13 protein-coding genes are annotated in these 14,534 nt (G+C 71.8%); 9 read left to right on the forward strand and 4 right to left on the reverse strand.

Going from position 1 to position 14,534, the window contains the following annotated elements; translation table 11 throughout:
* The first annotated feature begins 214 nt into the window (after window positions 1–214).
* Window positions 215–1,831: a von Willebrand factor type A domain-containing protein gene (locus AB0F29_RS05995; RefSeq protein ID WP_361867842.1), complete on the forward strand. Its 1,617-nt coding sequence runs from the start codon at window positions 215–217 to the stop codon at window positions 1,829–1,831.
* A gap of 267 nt (window positions 1,832–2,098) precedes the next feature.
* Window positions 2,099–2,566: an anthrone oxygenase family protein gene (locus AB0F29_RS06000; protein ID WP_361867844.1), complete on the forward strand. Its 468-nt coding sequence runs from the start codon at window positions 2,099–2,101 to the stop codon at window positions 2,564–2,566.
* 26 nt (window positions 2,567–2,592) lie between these two features.
* Here the strand turns inward: AB0F29_RS06000 and AB0F29_RS06005 are convergent, their stop codons facing one another.
* Window positions 2,593–3,168, reverse strand: coding sequence for a GNAT family N-acetyltransferase (locus AB0F29_RS06005; RefSeq protein WP_361867847.1), 576 nt, complete (start codon window positions 3,166–3,168; stop codon window positions 2,593–2,595).
* A gap of 188 nt (window positions 3,169–3,356) precedes the next feature.
* Window positions 3,357–4,232 carry a peptidoglycan-binding protein gene (locus tag AB0F29_RS06010; RefSeq protein ID WP_361867849.1) on the reverse strand — a complete coding sequence of 292 codons (876 nt, stop codon included), beginning with the start codon at window positions 4,230–4,232 and terminating at the stop codon, window positions 3,357–3,359.
* Window positions 4,233–4,621: 389 nt separating this feature from the next.
* Here AB0F29_RS06010 and AB0F29_RS06015 point away from each other — a divergent pair, with 389 nt between their 5' ends.
* Together AB0F29_RS06015 and AB0F29_RS06020 are read left to right on the forward strand one after the other, a co-directional pair.
* Window positions 4,622–5,797, forward strand: coding sequence for a histidine kinase (locus AB0F29_RS06015; protein ID WP_361867851.1), 1,176 nt, complete (start codon window positions 4,622–4,624; stop codon window positions 5,795–5,797).
* Between the two features lie 73 nt (window positions 5,798–5,870).
* Window positions 5,871–6,536: a response regulator transcription factor gene (locus AB0F29_RS06020; RefSeq protein ID WP_361868683.1), complete on the forward strand. Its 666-nt coding sequence runs from the start codon at window positions 5,871–5,873 to the stop codon at window positions 6,534–6,536.
* Window positions 6,537–6,558: 22 nt separating this feature from the next.
* Here AB0F29_RS06020 and AB0F29_RS06025 read toward each other — a convergent pair whose 3' ends face one another.
* Window positions 6,559–7,074 carry an SRPBCC family protein gene (locus tag AB0F29_RS06025; protein WP_361867853.1) on the reverse strand — a complete coding sequence of 172 codons (516 nt, stop codon included), beginning with the start codon at window positions 7,072–7,074 and terminating at the stop codon, window positions 6,559–6,561.
* 64 nt (window positions 7,075–7,138) lie between these two features.
* Between AB0F29_RS06025 and AB0F29_RS06030 the strand changes: the two genes are divergently transcribed.
* The 5 genes from AB0F29_RS06030 (at window position 7,139) to AB0F29_RS06050 (ending at window position 12,373) form a co-directional block, all read left to right on the forward strand.
* Entirely contained in the window at window positions 7,139–7,765 is a 627-nt protein-coding gene (locus AB0F29_RS06030; protein WP_361867855.1) for a TetR/AcrR family transcriptional regulator, read from the forward strand.
* A 112-nt stretch (window positions 7,766–7,877) separates the two neighbouring features.
* Complete coding sequence (locus AB0F29_RS06035) at window positions 7,878–8,822, forward strand: ABC transporter ATP-binding protein (protein ID WP_361867858.1); 945 nt, start codon at window positions 7,878–7,880, stop codon at window positions 8,820–8,822.
* Window positions 8,819–9,649 carry an ABC transporter permease subunit gene (locus tag AB0F29_RS06040; protein WP_361867861.1) on the forward strand — a complete coding sequence of 277 codons (831 nt, stop codon included), beginning with the start codon at window positions 8,819–8,821 and terminating at the stop codon, window positions 9,647–9,649. Before AB0F29_RS06035 ends, AB0F29_RS06040 begins: the two co-directional genes overlap by 4 nt.
* Before the next feature lie 192 nt (window positions 9,650–9,841).
* A complete protein-coding gene (locus AB0F29_RS06045) occupies window positions 9,842–10,375 on the forward strand; it encodes a MarR family transcriptional regulator (RefSeq protein ID WP_361867864.1) in 534 nt (177 codons plus the stop codon).
* 429 nt (window positions 10,376–10,804) lie between these two features.
* Entirely contained in the window at window positions 10,805–12,373 is a 1,569-nt protein-coding gene (locus AB0F29_RS06050) for a DHA2 family efflux MFS transporter permease subunit (protein WP_361867867.1), read from the forward strand.
* Between the two features lie 244 nt (window positions 12,374–12,617).
* Here AB0F29_RS06050 and AB0F29_RS06055 read toward each other — a convergent pair whose 3' ends face one another.
* Window positions 12,618–13,760: a Fic family protein gene (locus tag AB0F29_RS06055; protein WP_361867870.1), complete on the reverse strand. Its 1,143-nt coding sequence runs from the start codon at window positions 13,758–13,760 to the stop codon at window positions 12,618–12,620.
* Between the last annotated feature and the right edge of the window lie 774 nt (window positions 13,761–14,534).

Below are 14,534 nucleotides of genomic sequence, written 5' to 3' on the forward strand. Positions count from 1 at the left end.
TGTTGCCGCATCGAGATGGTTCCGCAACGCTTTCGTCGACTCCGGTCGGCGACCCCGTACGTCACATTCACAGATGTCGAGGACATCGTGACGACGTGGGGGGTTACACATGCAGCAGGCAGGCCGGCGACACGAGAAGCGGGCGGAAGGCGGCGGGACGGAAGGCAGGACGGAAGGCTGGGCAGGTGTCCGGGCGGGGGGCCGGGCGGGAGCCATGGCGCTCCTTCTGGCGGGCGCCATGGTCCTCACCGCGTGCGGCAGCGGCGACAACTCCTCGGGCGACAGGCGCGCCGTGAGTTCGGATACCCGCAAGGGTCAGGGATCGACCGGCGGCGGGCAGCCCGCGCCCGACGGGGCGGCGCCTGACGGGGCGGCGCCCGAGAAGGGGCGGTCGGCCGCACCGACGGGCGAGTCCGGGGACGTGGCCAGGCTGGACGTCCCGGCGCCCGACTACCTCTCCACCTTCGCCCTGGACGTGGACACCGCCAGCTACGGCTACGCGCGCCGCACCCTCGGCGACGGCAGGCTGCCTTCTCCCGAGGAGGTACGCCCCGAGGAGTTCGTCAACAGCTTCCGCCAGGGTTACGAACGGCCGAAGGGCCCCGGCTTCTCGGTGAACGTCGACGGGGCGCGCATCGGTTCCGGGAAGGGCGGGGGCGGTGGAACCGGAGCCTCCGACTGGTCGCTGCTCCGCGTCGGCCTGGCCACCGAGGCCGCCCCGTCGACCGCCGAACGGCCGCCCGCGGCCCTCACGTTCGTCGTCGACATCTCGGGGTCCATGGCCGAGACCGGCCGCCTGGACCTGGTCAGGAAGTCGCTGACCATCCTCGCCGACGAACTGCGCGACGACGACTCCATCTCCCTGGTCACCTTCAGCGACGAGGCCGAGACCCGGCTGCCGATGACCCGGATCAAGGGCAACCGGAACCGGATCAAGGACGTGGTGGGGGAGATGCGGCCGGACCAGTCCACCAACGTCGAGGCGGGTATCACCCGCGGCTACGAGGAGTCGGTCGAGGGCCACCGCAAGGGCGCCACCAACCGGGTCGTGCTCCTCTCCGACGCACTGGCCAACACCGGCGACACGGAGGCCGACGGGATCCTGGAGAAGATCGACTCCACCCGCCGGGAGTACGGCATCACCCTCTTCGGCGTCGGCGTCGGCAGCGACTACGGCGACGCGTTCATGGAGCAGCTCACCAACAAGGGCGACGGGAACACCACGTACGTCGGTGACGAGGCGCAGGCCCGCAAGGTCTTCGTCGACCAGCTGCCCGCCCACCTGGAGATCCGGGCCCGCGACGCCAAGGCCCAGGTGGCGTTCGACCGGAAGGCCGTGAAGAGTTTCCGGCTGATCGGCTACGAGAACCGCAAGGTCGCCGACGAGGACTTCCGCGACGACAGTGTCGACGGCGGCGAGGTGGGCCCCGGCCACACGGTGACCGCTCTGTACGCCGTACGGCTGCGCGAGGGCGCGTCCGGCACCGTGGCCAAGGCCACCGTGCGCTGGCTCGACCCCAAGACCCGCGAGGCCCAGGAGGAGACCGGGACCGCGACGACCGGGGCGATCGACGGATCACTGTGGGGCGGTGCGGGTGAACGGCTCCAAGTAGCGGCGGTGGCCGTCTACTTCGCCGATCACCTGCGGGGTGGCGACCTGCCCGGCGCACCCGGTCTCGACGAACTCGCGTCACGGGCAGACGGGTTGGCGGAGACGACCGAGGACAGCTCCGTCACGAAGCTGGCCAAGGCCATCGGGCAGGCGGACCGGATCGAGCGGGGATCCGGAACGGACGACGAGCCGGAACCGGGCGAGGGCGAGATCGGCTGAGGCGAAGCGGCCGGAGGCCCGAGGGGCCGAGCGGGGGGAGGGGGACGGGAGGGGGACGGGAGGGGGACGGGAGGGGCGGAGGAGGAGGGCGGCAGGGCCGAGCGGGACGTGTGTGCTGGGCGGCCTGCTCGGCCTGCTCGGCTAGCTCGGCTAGCTCGGCCTGGGCGGCCTGCTCGGTCAGCCCGGCCCGGGGCCGCGGGGCCACCAGGGCCGAAGCTCGTCGCACGCTCATGCGAAAGTGGGTTCGATGAAACGCCGTTCCGGGTCATGATGTCCGCCATGACCTCCCTCTTCCTCGTGCTCGCCACGATCGTCAACGGCCTCTACGCGGGCTTCATGCTGACCTTCCTGATCGCGATCATGCCCGGCCTCGCCGACCTGACGGACGAGCAGTTCACGGCGGCCATGCGCCGCTTCAACGAGAAGGTCCCGGGCCCGGTCTTCCTGGTCCTGTTCCTCGGCGTCGTCGCGCTGCCCGCCGCCGCGTTCTTCACCGGCCTGGGTGAGCACGGCGAGGCGGCGGGGCCCGCCATCCTGGGGGCGCTGATCTGGGTGGTCGCCGGTCACCTGGTGACCGTGGTCGGGAACATCCCGCTCAACAACGCCCTCGCCGCCTCCGAGGGCGGCGACGACCGTGCGGCCCGCGCGGCCTTCGAATCCCGCTGGAACACGCTCCACCAGGTGCGCACCGCGTTCGCGCTGGTGGCGTGCGTCCTGCTGGCCGTCGCGCTGTAGGGCCAGGGCCTCTCGTACTTGGGGGGTTACCCGTCTCCCGCCTCCGCCGCCGCCCGCTGCGGGTGGCGGGGGCCGAGCAGCACCACGAGAGCGGCCGCGCCGGGCACGGGCGCGTCGGCCCGCTGCCAGCCGGCCCGCTCGTACAGGCGCAGCGCCGCCTCGGCCCGCACGGAGGTCAGCAGCCAGCAACGGCCGTCCGGGGCGGGGCCGGTCACCGCGTGCAGCAGCGCCGCGCCGAGCCCCGCACCGTGCGCCTCCGGCGCCACCGCCAGCTCGTTCACCTCCAGCGCACCGCAGAGCCACGCTCGCGTCCGCCCGGGCCCGAGCGCCTCGGCGACCTGTCCGTAGCTGCGGTCGGCCGGAAAGACCTCCGGGGTGATCCAGGCCGTGGCGAAACCCGCTACCGTCCCCCCGGCCGTCGCCACCGCCGCCGTGAAACCGGGCCGGAGCGCATCCCGTGCGAGCCGCGCCGTATAGCTGTCGGCCTGCGCCGGATCCTCGTTCCAGGGCGGGGCCGCGAACGCCCGCGCGTACACGTCGCGGATCCCGTCGGCGTACCGGTTCAGCTCCTCGGCCGCCACCGTTCGCACCTCGGCCGTCATCGCACCGTCCCTCGGATCTCGTCGGCCATCCATCGGCGGATCACCAGGGCCCCATCGGCGCAGCGAGGAAACCCTGACCACCTGCCCTGATCATCCCCTTCCTCGCTCTCATTCCCCTCACCCCCTCATCCGCATCGTCCGGCTCCTTCGCCTCAGGCGGCGAGGGGGAGGAGCCGGACGCGCGGCGGTCACACGTTGGGCACCTTGAGCCGGTCCCAACTGCTCTTGCCGGGAATGCCGTCCGCGTCGCCGCCCGTGTAGCCCAGCTTGCGCTGCCAGGCGGCGTACGACTTCCGGTCGGCCTCGGACCAGGCCGGGCCGGGACCCACCGTGTACCGGCCGCAGCCCTCGGACACCAGACGCTTGCCCATCGCCGTGACGACCGCGCTGTTGCGGCCGACCTTGAAGAACGCGGCCCCGGGAAACGGTTCGTACGTCGGCTTCGGCGGCGGATCGGAGGGCCCGTCCGGGGAACCGCCCAGCCGCTTGGCGATCCGCGAGCGCATCGAGTTCATGGTGAACCCGCGCGGATCGACCTTGCCCGGCTGCCACTCCAGGTGCCCGATCACCGACCGCTGCGACCAGCCGTGCGCCCGGCAGACGGCGGCGGCTGCCCGCTCGATGGCCAGCAGCTGGGCCGCCGGCCAAGGATCCTTGCCGTCACCGAGGTTGACGCATTCGAAGCCGTAGAAATGCCGGTTGCCGTCGGTGTTGGCCTCGTTGTCCGGGGGCAGTGCCTTCTCCGCGACGACGGCGCGCAGGACGTCGTCGTCGCCGAGCCCGGCGTGGTTGGCCCGGCCGTTCCCCACGAGGTGGACGGACCCGTCCTTGGCGATGACCCCGTGGCAGAGCGGGCCGGGCAGGGCGGAGTGGCCGTTGTAGCAGAGTTCGACCGAGGAGGCGGTGCCTGAGGTGACGGTGTGATGGATCATCACGCCGTGCGTCGGGCCCCAGGGCCCCTTGTGGTTCCGGTTGTTGGTACGCCAGCTCCGGTGTTCGACGACGTGGAGACCTTCGTCGCGGAGAGCTTTGAGCAGCCTGGATGCAGACAGCGGCGTCGCCATCGCGGCGCTCCTTTCCCTGATGGTGCGTAGTTCACGCGGGTTCTTCGGTGTGGGGTCGGCGGGACCGGCGGGCGGGCGGCGGCGCGGAGCCGCGCACGCTCGCCGGGTGACGGGACGGTCGGGAGCGCCCTGCGGCGGGGATTCCGCCTTCGGGCCCACCTGATCGATTTGCCCGCTTCCACGCCCCGCCGAACGTCCCGCCGGACGGAAGGTTGCGCCGTGCCCGAACTCCCGCCCGGGTATGTCCGAACTCCTGCACGATGCGCACAGCGTCGAGACGCCCGCACCGGTGCCCGCACCGGTGCCGAGCCGCTCGCCACCGGCCCCGCCCCGCTGTACTCCCGCTGTCGTATGCGGCCCGGCCTCCCGCCTCCTACCGTGAGGGGGTGATGACCTTCGACCGCCTGGCCGCCCGTGCGCGGGCTCTGCCGCCGATCGTCGCGGATCTGCTGGTGGTGGCGGTGGTGGGAGCGCTGACCACCGCCGACGCGGCCGTCAACGAGCCCGGCTACCGGCAGGCCGACGCGCTGACCTGGGTCCTCCTCGTGGTCTCGCTGGCGGCGCTCGCCTGCCGCCGCCGTTGGCCCGTTCCGGTGGTCTGTGTGACCGGGGCGGCCTGTGCCGGGTGGGCGCTGCACGGGCACATCGGCGAACTGCTGAACCTCCCGGTGATCGTGGCGCTCTACACGGTGGCGGTGCTGGGCGACCGGCGGCGCACCCTGTGGACCGGGGTGATCGCCGCGACGGTCTCGGGCGCGGTGGCGCTGAAGGTCGGCCGGGACGTGGTCAACCCGCAGGGGCTGCCCGTCCTGGAGATGGTCTGGCCGCTCGTCCCGCTCCTCCTGGGCGAGGTGGTGCGCACCCGGCGGGAACTGCTGGCGGAGTACGCGGCGCGCGCCGCGAGGGCCGAGGAGGACCGCGAGCGGGAGGCCGGCCGCCGGGTCCGCCAGGAGCGGGCACGGGTCGCCCGGGAGATCCACGACATCCTCGCGCACACGGTGAGCGCGATGACCGTGCAGGCCGGGGTCGCCCTCGACGCGCTGGACGCCGCGCCGGAGGTGTCGCGGCAGGCGATGACCCAGGTGCGCGCCTCCGGCAAGGAAGCCGTCCGGGAACTGCGCGCCACGCTGTCCGTCCTGCGCGCGACGGAGTCCACGGCGCCGGCGCCCCGCCTCGACCAGCTGGACGAACTGGTCGCGGGGGTCGAGGCGGGCGGCGTGCGGGTCAGCCTGCGGCGGGAGACGGGGGGCGCCGCCCTGCCCGCGGTCGTCGAGGCCACGGCGTACCGGATCGTGCAGGAGGCGCTGACCAACGTGGTGAAGCACTCCGCGGCGCTCCACGCCGCGGTGTCGGTGACCCGCGACGCCACCCGGCTGACCGTCGAGGTCGTGGACGACGGCCCCCCGAAGCCGCCGCCCGCCGGCCCGCCCGCCGACCGGGGCTTCGGCCTGATCGGCATGCGGGAGCGAGCGGTCGCGGTGGGCGGCGACGTCGCGTACGGTCCGGTGCCGGGCGGCGGATTCCGCGTCCGCGCCGAACTGCCGACGGAGGGAACGGCCTCATGAACGTGGCGCCGTACGGAACCCGGGGAGCGGCCGCGTGAGCGAACGGGTGGAGAGCGCGGCGGGGCCGCCGGGGATCGTCCGCGTGGTCCTCGCCGACGACCAGACCGTCGTACGGGCCGGGTTCCGCGCCCTGCTCGACCTCACCGACGACCTGGTCGTGGTCGCGGAGGCCGCCGACGGGGCCCGGGCCGTCGAGGCGGTCCGGACGACCCGCCCGGACGTCGTGCTGATGGACATCCGGATGCCCGGCGTCGACGGCCTGGAGGCCACCCGCCGGATCGCCCAGGACCGCTCCCTCGACCGGGTCCGTGTCGTCATGCTCACCACGTACCAGGTCGACGCGTACGTCTTTGAAGCCCTCCGGCACGGCGCGGCGGGCTTTCTGCTGAAGGACATCGAGCCGGACGACCTGCGCGCCGCGATCCGCACGGTCGCGGCGGGCCGCAGTCTGCTCGCCCCCGCCGTGACCCGTCAGGTGATCGAGGAGTTCGCCCGGCTGAAGGCCCCCGAGGCCGTGGGCGCCGAACGGCTCGCCGTGCTCACCGGCCGGGAGCGTGAGGTGATGGCGCTCGTCGCCGCCGGGCTGTCCAACGAGGAGATCGGCAGGGCGCTGATCATGAGCCCGCTGACCGCGAAGACCCACGTCAGCCGGACCATGACGAAGCTCGGCGCCCGCGACCGGGCCCAGCTGGTGGTCCTCGCCTACGAGACGGGCCTGGTCAGGGCGGGAGAACTCTAGGGGTGTCCGACCAGACGATCCCCTAGGGTTTGCCGGTCACGCCCGGCGGCCGGCGCAGAAGTCGGCGCAGAAGGCGTGTGTACGCTCCTCGGCGCGCCGGGTGCGCCACCGCGCCCGTGCACGCCCGTTCGGCGCGGTCCAGGCTGTCCTCCAGCAAGGCGTCGTGGAGCGGGCGCCAGACGAGTGGCCAGGTGAGCCGGGCCGGGCCACCGGTGTTCATGGCGAGGGTGTGACGCAGGACCGTGCGCTCCTCGTCGACGGGCAGGACGACGTACTCGTGGAACCCGTGGAATCCGCGCGGCCCGCTGAAGGCGAAGCGCACCCAGGCGGAGGGGACGTACGTGGTGACGGTGTACCGGACGGGCCCGTGGCCGCCCGCCGCGCCGGGCGCCAGCGGGCGGTCGAGCCTCATCGGCGGCCAGCTCCGGTGGGGCCACAGAGCGTCCCCGTCCCCGCCGCTCGACAGAGTGTCCAGCAGGGCCCCCACCTCGCCGCTCCTCGCGACCAGCAGGCGCTCGTGCACGTTGTAGACGCCCATACGTCCCTCCCCGAAGCCCTAGTAGAGAAGCCTCTCTAATATTGTGGAGAGTACTCTCTGATTCATGGCCAGACCACCCCGGTTCGACACCGACCAGTTTCTCGACGCCGCCGTGCGACTGGCCGCCGCCTCGGGCCCGGCCGGGGTGACCATGTCCGCCGTAGCCCAAGGGGTCGGAGCCCCGAGCGGTTCCGTGTACCACCGCTTCCCGGGACGGACCGCCCTGCTCGCCCAGGTGTGGCTGCGCACGGTCGAGCGCTTCCAGGAGGGCTACTTCACGGCGATCGGCGCCGAGGGCGACGCGTGGAGCGCCGGACGCGCGGCGGCACGCCACGTCATCGCCTGGAGCCGCGCCCACCCGGAGGAAGCCGCCCTCCTCCTCTACGGCGCCGAGGATTTCGGGCGCGCCGACTGGTCCGAGGAGCACGTCCACCGCGCGGACCGCGGCAACCGACGGGTACGCGCGACCCTCGACTCCCTCGCCAGGGGCCTTGGCGCGGAAGGGGCCCGGGCCCGGGAACGTGTCACCCTCGCCGTGGTCGACCTGCCGCTCTCGGTGGTCCGCCGCCACCTCAGGGCCGGCCTGCCCCTTCCCGCCCATGCCGAGGGCCTCGCGGAGGAGTGCACCGCCGCACTCCTCGGCCCTCCCGTCGGCCCGGCCTCCCCGTCGGCCTGCCCGGGCGCCGGCTGACCCCCTCCGCGAACGCGCGGGGCGGCACCGGAGGTGCCCTACTCCGACGGGAGCAGGCAGCGACTTCCTGCGGAGGATTCGGCATCGGCCCCCCGCTCGTAGCGTCGGCCGCATGATCCAGGCAACGGAACTCACCAAACGCTACGGCGGGCGAACCGCCGTCGACCGGCTGTCGTTCACGGTCCGGCCGGGCCGGGTGACCGGCTTCCTCGGCCCGAACGGCGCCGGCAAATCGACCACCATGCGCCTGATCCTGGGCCTCGACTCCGCGAGCGCGGGGCGCGTCACCGTGGGCGGCAAGGCCTACGCGGACCTGCCCGTACCGCTACGGGCGGTCGGCTCCCTGCTCGACGCCAAGGGCGTCCACGGCGGCCGGTCCGCCTATCACCATCTGGCCGGACTCGCCGCGAGCAACGGCATCCCGCGCCGCCGCGTGGAGGAGGTGCTCGACCTGGTCGGCCTCCCCGCGGAGACGGCCCGCAGGCGCACCAAGGGCTTCTCGCTCGGCATGGGCCAGCGGCTGGGCATCGCTGCGGCACTGATCGGAGACCCGGAGGTCCTGATCCTCGACGAGCCGGTCAACGGCCTGGACACCGAGGGCATCCGCTGGATCCGCGAACTCATGAAGTCCCTGGCGGCGGAGGGCCGCACGGTCTTCCTCTCCAGCCACCTCATGAGCGAGATGGAACTGACGGCCGACCACCTCATCGTGATCGGACAGGGCCGGCTCATCGCGGACACGACCATGCGCGACTTCATCGGGACCAACTCCCGCGCGCACACCCTCGTCAGGTCCCCGGAACCGGAACGGCTGCGCACTGTGCTGGAAGCGGCCGGGGCGCGCGTGCGGCTGGACGCCCGGGGCGGCTGGCGGGTCGACGGCCCCGACGCCCCGGCCATCGGCGACCTGGCCCGGGACCACGGGGTCGCCGTCCACGAACTCACCCCCGCCACCTCCTCCTTGGAGGAGGCCTACACGACGCTCTCGCGGTCCTCGGTGGAATACCGGGCCGAGGACAGGCGCTCGTCGACACCCCGGAAGGAGACAGCCCGATGACCACGACCACGACCACGACCACGACCGCGCCCGCGCCCGCGCTGTCCGGCACCCGCCGGAGCCGGGACCGGGACCGGAGCCGTACCGGCTTCCGGGAAGCCCTCGCCTACGAATGGATCAAGTTCCGCAGCGTGCGCTCCACGGTGTGGACGACCGCGGCCACCGCCGTACTGCCCGTCATCGGTGCGGTGTTCATCGCCGCCACCGGCAGCCTGCAATCCGACGACACCGTCCTCGGCGGCAGCCTCACGCTCACCGTCGTCGCCCAGATGCTGGCCGCGGTCGTCGGGGCGCTCGTAGCCTCGGGGGAGTACAGCAGCGGCACCATCCGCACGACGTTCGCCGCCTGCCCCCGCCGGGGCACGGTCCTCGCCGCCAAGGCGACGCTGGTGGCGGGCGTGATGTACCTCCTCGCCCTGGCCTCCTGCACGGCCGCCTACCTCGTCGGGGACGCCATGCTGCCGGAGGGCCGGTACGCCCAGGGCGAGCCGTTGCCCGCCCTGTTCGGCATCGCCGCGTCCTTCGCGGTGGCCGCCGTCCTCGGCCTCGCCGTCGGCACCCTCGTACGCCACTCCGCCGGTGCGGTCACCACGGTGATCGGCCTGCTGCTCCTGCCGTCCCTGTTCGGCCCCCTCTTCGGCGACGCCGAACGCTGGGTCGCCGGACTCTCCCCGACGGCCGCCCTGGAGAAGCTCACCCAGACCTCGGACGCCGCCGCCGACACGGTGGGCAGCCTGGGCCCCTGGCCCTCCCTGCTCCTGGTCGCCGCCTGCACGGCGGCGCTCACTCTCGGGGCGCTGGTGCTGCTCCGGCGCCGGGACGTGTGAGGGGGAGCGCCTTCGCCTCTTTTCCATCCTCGGGCATCTTTCCCATCCTCGGGAAGCGCGTCCGGTACCTGGAGATCGGACCGCTGTCCCCCCTGGCGTACCTTCAGCATGAAGGTATTTTCCCTTTGGGTAGTTGTACGTCGTCCAACCGGTGACGGAGCGTGTCACCCAGGAAGATCGGGAAGTTGGAGCATGTCGATGGAGGAAGCGGACTCCGGTGCACTTGAGGCCCAGCGCGATCGCCTCATGGACGGACTCCGGGCGTTCGGCGCGAACTACACCGAGTTCACGCAGCGTTTCGCGACCTGGCTCGGGTTGCACTCCACGGACGCCGCGGCCCTGACCGAGATCCTCTATGCGGAGGACCAGGGCGCACCGTTGTCGCCGGCCCGGCTGAGCGAGCGGATCTCCCTCTCGTCCGGTGCCACCGCGACCCTGCTGAACCGCCTGGAGACAGCCGGGCACATCGTGCGGACCCGCGAGCACACCGACCGCCGCATCGTGACGCTGCGCAGCAGCCCCGACGTCAGGCCGCGGGCCGAGGAGTTCTTCGGCCCTTACGCTCAGCGCATGGCCATGACCATGGCCCAGTACAGCCCCGCACAGCTCCAGCAGTTCGAGGACTTCATCGCCCGGCTCCGCGCCACCATGGACTCCCTGCTCGCCGACGAGTACGACGAACGCCGCCCGAAGGGTTCCCACACAGGGAACGGGACTACGGAGTGAGCGCATCGAAAACGTCAGCACACGCGGGCGGTTCCCCGGGGGACTTCGACCGGGCGGTCCGGGCTCATGACCGCACCAGCCCCTCCAGGCCGGCGACCACGTCGTTGGGCGTCGGCGACGAGTTGAGCTCGGCGGCGCGTTGAGCTCGCCGACGAGCTGAGCGCGGCGGCGCGTTCCCGCGCCTGCCGGGCGTAACGCTCGTCGGGCAGGAGGGAGTCGCACGCCTCGAACGTGCCCTGCCCCGCCCCGGGGAGCCGCCCTCGTGGTGCGGGACCAGGCCCGGACCGCCGCCGGTCACCCCCGCCCCACCCACCCCCCACCCCACCACTCCGCTACTCGAGGTTGACAGTCGCAGCGCCGAGAATTGCCTTCACCGTAAAGATACACCAGGGTGGAGGAATTTTGAGCGCCGCAGAACAAACCCCGTCCATGCGTCAATGGCTCGGCCTCGTCGCCGTGTCCTTGGGCGTGGCTCTGATCGTTGTCGACATCACCATCGTCAATGTGATCCTCGCCCCGATCATCGAGGACCTGGAGGTCACCTCGGTCGAGGCCCAGTGGGTCCAGGAGTCCTACGCGATCATCTTCGCGGCCCTGCTCCTGATCTCCGGGCGCCTGTCCGACCTGCACGGAGCCCGCAAGATCTTCCTCGTCGGCCTCGTCGTCTTCGGGCTCACCAGCCTGGTGGCGGCGGTCGCTCCCAACGGCGGCCTGTTGATCCTCGCCCGCTTCCTGCAAGGCATCGGCGGGGCCATGATCCTGCCGACCTCGCTGGCCCTGGTGAACGCCACATTCACCGGCAAGGCCCGAGGGCAGGCGTTCGCCGTCTGGGGCTCGACCATCGGCGCCGCGGCGGCCGTCGGTCCGCTGCTGGGAGGCTGGCTCGCGGACTTCTCCTGGCGCTGGGCCTTCGGCATCAACATCCCGCTCGTGGCGGTGATCATCGCCGGCGCCCTCTACTACCTGCCCGCCTCCCCCCGTACGCGCGGCAGCATCGACGTCCTCGGCGGCGTCCTGTCGGCGATCGGGCTCGGCTTCCTCGCGTTCGGGCTGATCGAGGGCCGTACGTACGGCTGGCTCACGACCGTCGAACCGCTGGACGTCGGCGGCATCTCCTGGAGCGGTGGCCCTTCCCCGGTGTTCGTCGCGTTCGTCGTCTCCGCCCTCGTCATGGTGGTCTTCTGGCGGCGTCAGGCGGCCCTCAGCCGGCGCGACGAGGAGCCGCTGATGGACGTGCGGCTGTTCTCCATCGCCTCCTTCCGCAACGGCAACGTCGTCACGCTGGTCGTCGGACTCGGTGAGTTCGGCATCATCGCGGTGCTGCCGCTCTGGCTGCAGTTCGCCCTCGACTACGGCGCGTTCCAGGCAGGCCTGGCCCTCGTCGCCCTCGCGGCGGGCAGCTTCTGCGCCAGCGGCGCGAGCTTCTCGATGTCCAGCACACCGCTCACCCTGGTGCGCCTCGGCCTGATCCTCGAAGCGGCGGGCCTGGCCGTGCTGGGCCTGATCGCGGCCACCGACAGCGCGTGGTGGCTGATCGCGATCGCCCTCTTCGTCTACGGCATCGGGGTCGGCTTCGCCACCGCGCAGGTCACCAACATCGTGCTCGTGGACGTGCCCGCCGAGAGTGCCGGACAGGGGTCGGGCATCCAGAGCGCGTCCCGCGAACTCGGCGCTGCCCTCGGCATCGCCGTGCTGACGACCTTGTTCTTCACCACCATCACCTCGAATCTGCGCGACAGCCTGACCGGCTCCGGCGTTCCCGACGAACAGGCCCGGGAGCTGAGCGATGCCGTGACCGACAGCGCCGGCTCGGCCATCCCGGGCCTCGCGGCGGACCCGCGGACCTCGTCCGCCGCCGATGCCGCACGCCAGGCGATGGCCGACGCGATCGAGGTGTCCAGCTACGTGTGTGCCGGGCTGCTGCTCCTGGCGCTCGCGGCCACGCTGTTCGTCAAGCCCCGCAGCCCCGGCGGCGGGGGCGCCGCCGGCCCGGTATGACCGGAGGCCTTTCGTCTACGACCTGCGGCACACCTGCCTGACCGGCTGGTTGAACAGTGGCGTCCCTCCAGCGCAGGTAGCAGAGTGGACCGGTACCAGCGTGGCCATGCTGTGCGCCACTTACGCCCGCTGCATCGTCGGCCGGACCATGGCGCTGGAGGCTCGCATCGAGCCGGCGCAAGCCTCCGACGCTGGACAAACGCGGCGGCGTAGTACGACTCGGTCGCCCCAGGAGTGCGCGCGGTCACCGTTCCCGCCGGTACGGATCCGTGTACGGCTCCACGGACTGGCGGACCTCGTCCCGTACCGGGTCCATGAGAGGGCCTGGGGCGTAGTAGCGCGCGCGGGCCTTGCCGTGGGGGACGAGCCAGCCGCGGGCCACGAGCTCCCGGATGTCGCGGATGGCCTGCTGGTCGCTGAGGTCGGCGTCCTGCTGGTAGACGGTGCGGCGCACCTTCGCGTCCGAGAAGGCGGGCAGCAGCGCATAGACCACCCGCTCGTCCAAACCGGCGGTCTCGACGCCTTCGACCAGACGGGTCCAGGCCCGCGACATGACGTCGAAGCGACGCTGGGCCTGCTGGGCCTGCCGGTGGTGGGCGGTCAGGCAGAAACGGATCCAGGGCCGGGTGTCCCGCTCAGGGCTCCAGCGCGGGCCGCCCACCTCCTCCAGGATCTGGTAGTAGGCGTACGTGTTCTGTCCCCGGCCGAGCCATTCCTCGATGGAGGAGAATTCGGGCGGCATAAGGGCCTCGCGGGAGAACACCAGAGTGGACAGGGTGCGGGACATGCGTCCGTTGCCGTCTTTCCACGGGTGGATCTTCACGAGGTTGAGGTGGGCCATGGAAGCACGGACGTGGACGGGGATGTCGAGATCGCCCTCGTTGAGCCAGTCGATGAACTCCGTCATCAGAGGGGGAACGTCCGCCTGGTCCGGTGCGGTGTAGGCGGGGACGAGGGGGTCGTCGGGGCTGGTGACGTAGACAGGTCCGTCGCGCCAGCGGCCGGGGCGCTTGTCGAGGTGGTGGCCCTGGAGCATGAAGTGCAGGCCGTTGAGCAGGCCGGCGTCGTACCGGAAGGCGTCCCCGGCGTCGGCGAGGGCCTGGATGTAGGTCATGCCGCGCTGGTAGCCCTCCAGCTCGGCACGTGTCTTCTCCCCGGTCTCCAGCGGTTCCTCACCGGACATGAGGGCTTCCACGTCGTCGACTGTCGCCGCGTACCCCTCGATGGTGTTCGATCCGGCGATCGCGCGGGCGGTGAGATTGCGGCGCAGTTGCTGGGTCCAGCGCGGCGTGGCCCGGAGCATGTGGCGCAGGGCACGACGCATAGCTTCAATCTCATCGAGGGTGCGCAGGTCGTCTGTGCTCAGGGAGGGAGTGGCGTACAACATGAGTCGATGACACAATGATTGTGTCACAAGGTCAAGCGGATGGCGGGGGTGGGCCCGCGTTGCTCTGGCCACGCAGGTTCGCCGGGTTGCTCAGTCCGTAGCCGCGAGAGGGTGTCCGCCCCGGCGGATGCTTTTCTGCCGCGCATGCGAGCGCGTTCCTTGCGTTCGGCGGCCAGGAGTTCGCGGTGGCGGGCGTTGGTGTGGCGCCACCGCAGGCAGGCGTGCAGGGCCCGGGTCTGGGCAGTGTGATTCGGGTGGGTCGCCAGGTGCTCGTCCAGCATCTGCGCGAGCGCGTCGAGCTTCCTCCGAATCGCGCGGGGGCTCTGTCGGGGACCCGTGTGGTGAAGTGCCAGTCAACCCGACGGGGGAGCGCGGAGCATCGTCCTCGGTGGTCGCGGGGCCGGTCCGGCGCTTACCTTCCCGCTACGCAGTGCTCGATAATGTGCCTCTGACCAGCGAAAAGGCCCTCCGGGTCGGAGGGCCTCTCTGTGGTGCACGTGGTGCGCCCCCGGCAGGACTCGAACCTGCGGCCAAGCGCTTAGAAGACACCGGTTCTAAACATTCTCCTATGCTTCTGACCTGCACTTTTGCATACCCATGACGCCGCGTCAGGCGATTCGGGGGACACATGGGGGAAGCACGGAGACTCGGCGACCGGGGGAGTGAGCGCTCCAGGATCGGACTCTTTGAAGGCTCCCATACTCTCCTCACGCCCGCGAAGCCTCTCGCGGAAACAATCCCGCGCGCTTCGGTGTTGATGCCCTCTGAACCGAG

Source organism: Streptomyces sp. NPDC026589 (genome assembly GCF_040638385.1).
Classification (GTDB): Bacteria; Actinomycetota; Actinomycetes; order Streptomycetales; family Streptomycetaceae; genus Streptomyces.

Excerpts from the sequence above, each read along its gene's own strand:
- AB0F29_RS06050 (WP_361867867.1), top strand. The coding sequence starts at position 10,805 with ATGCGTCAATGGCTCGGCCTCGTCGCCGTGTCCTTGGGCGTGGCTCTG.
- AB0F29_RS06040 (WP_361867861.1), top strand. The coding sequence starts at position 8,819 with ATGACCACGACCACGACCACGACCACGACCGCGCCCGCGCCCGCGCTG.
- AB0F29_RS06025 (WP_361867853.1), bottom strand. The coding sequence starts at position 7,074 with ATGGGCGTCTACAACGTGCACGAGCGCCTGCTGGTCGCGAGGAGCGGC.
- AB0F29_RS06005 (WP_361867847.1), bottom strand. The coding sequence starts at position 3,168 with ATGACGGCCGAGGTGCGAACGGTGGCGGCCGAGGAGCTGAACCGGTAC.
- AB0F29_RS06055 (WP_361867870.1), bottom strand. The coding sequence starts at position 13,760 with ATGTTGTACGCCACTCCCTCCCTGAGCACAGACGACCTGCGCACCCTC.
- AB0F29_RS06030 (WP_361867855.1), top strand. The coding sequence starts at position 7,139 with ATGGCCAGACCACCCCGGTTCGACACCGACCAGTTTCTCGACGCCGCC.
- AB0F29_RS06000 (WP_361867844.1), top strand. The coding sequence starts at position 2,099 with ATGATGTCCGCCATGACCTCCCTCTTCCTCGTGCTCGCCACGATCGTC.
- AB0F29_RS06010 (WP_361867849.1), bottom strand. The coding sequence starts at position 4,232 with ATGGCGACGCCGCTGTCTGCATCCAGGCTGCTCAAAGCTCTCCGCGAC.
- AB0F29_RS05995 (WP_361867842.1), top strand. The coding sequence starts at position 215 with ATGGCGCTCCTTCTGGCGGGCGCCATGGTCCTCACCGCGTGCGGCAGC.
- AB0F29_RS06045 (WP_361867864.1), top strand. The coding sequence starts at position 9,842 with ATGTCGATGGAGGAAGCGGACTCCGGTGCACTTGAGGCCCAGCGCGAT.
- AB0F29_RS06035 (WP_361867858.1), top strand. The coding sequence starts at position 7,878 with ATGATCCAGGCAACGGAACTCACCAAACGCTACGGCGGGCGAACCGCC.
- AB0F29_RS06015 (WP_361867851.1), top strand. The coding sequence starts at position 4,622 with ATGACCTTCGACCGCCTGGCCGCCCGTGCGCGGGCTCTGCCGCCGATC.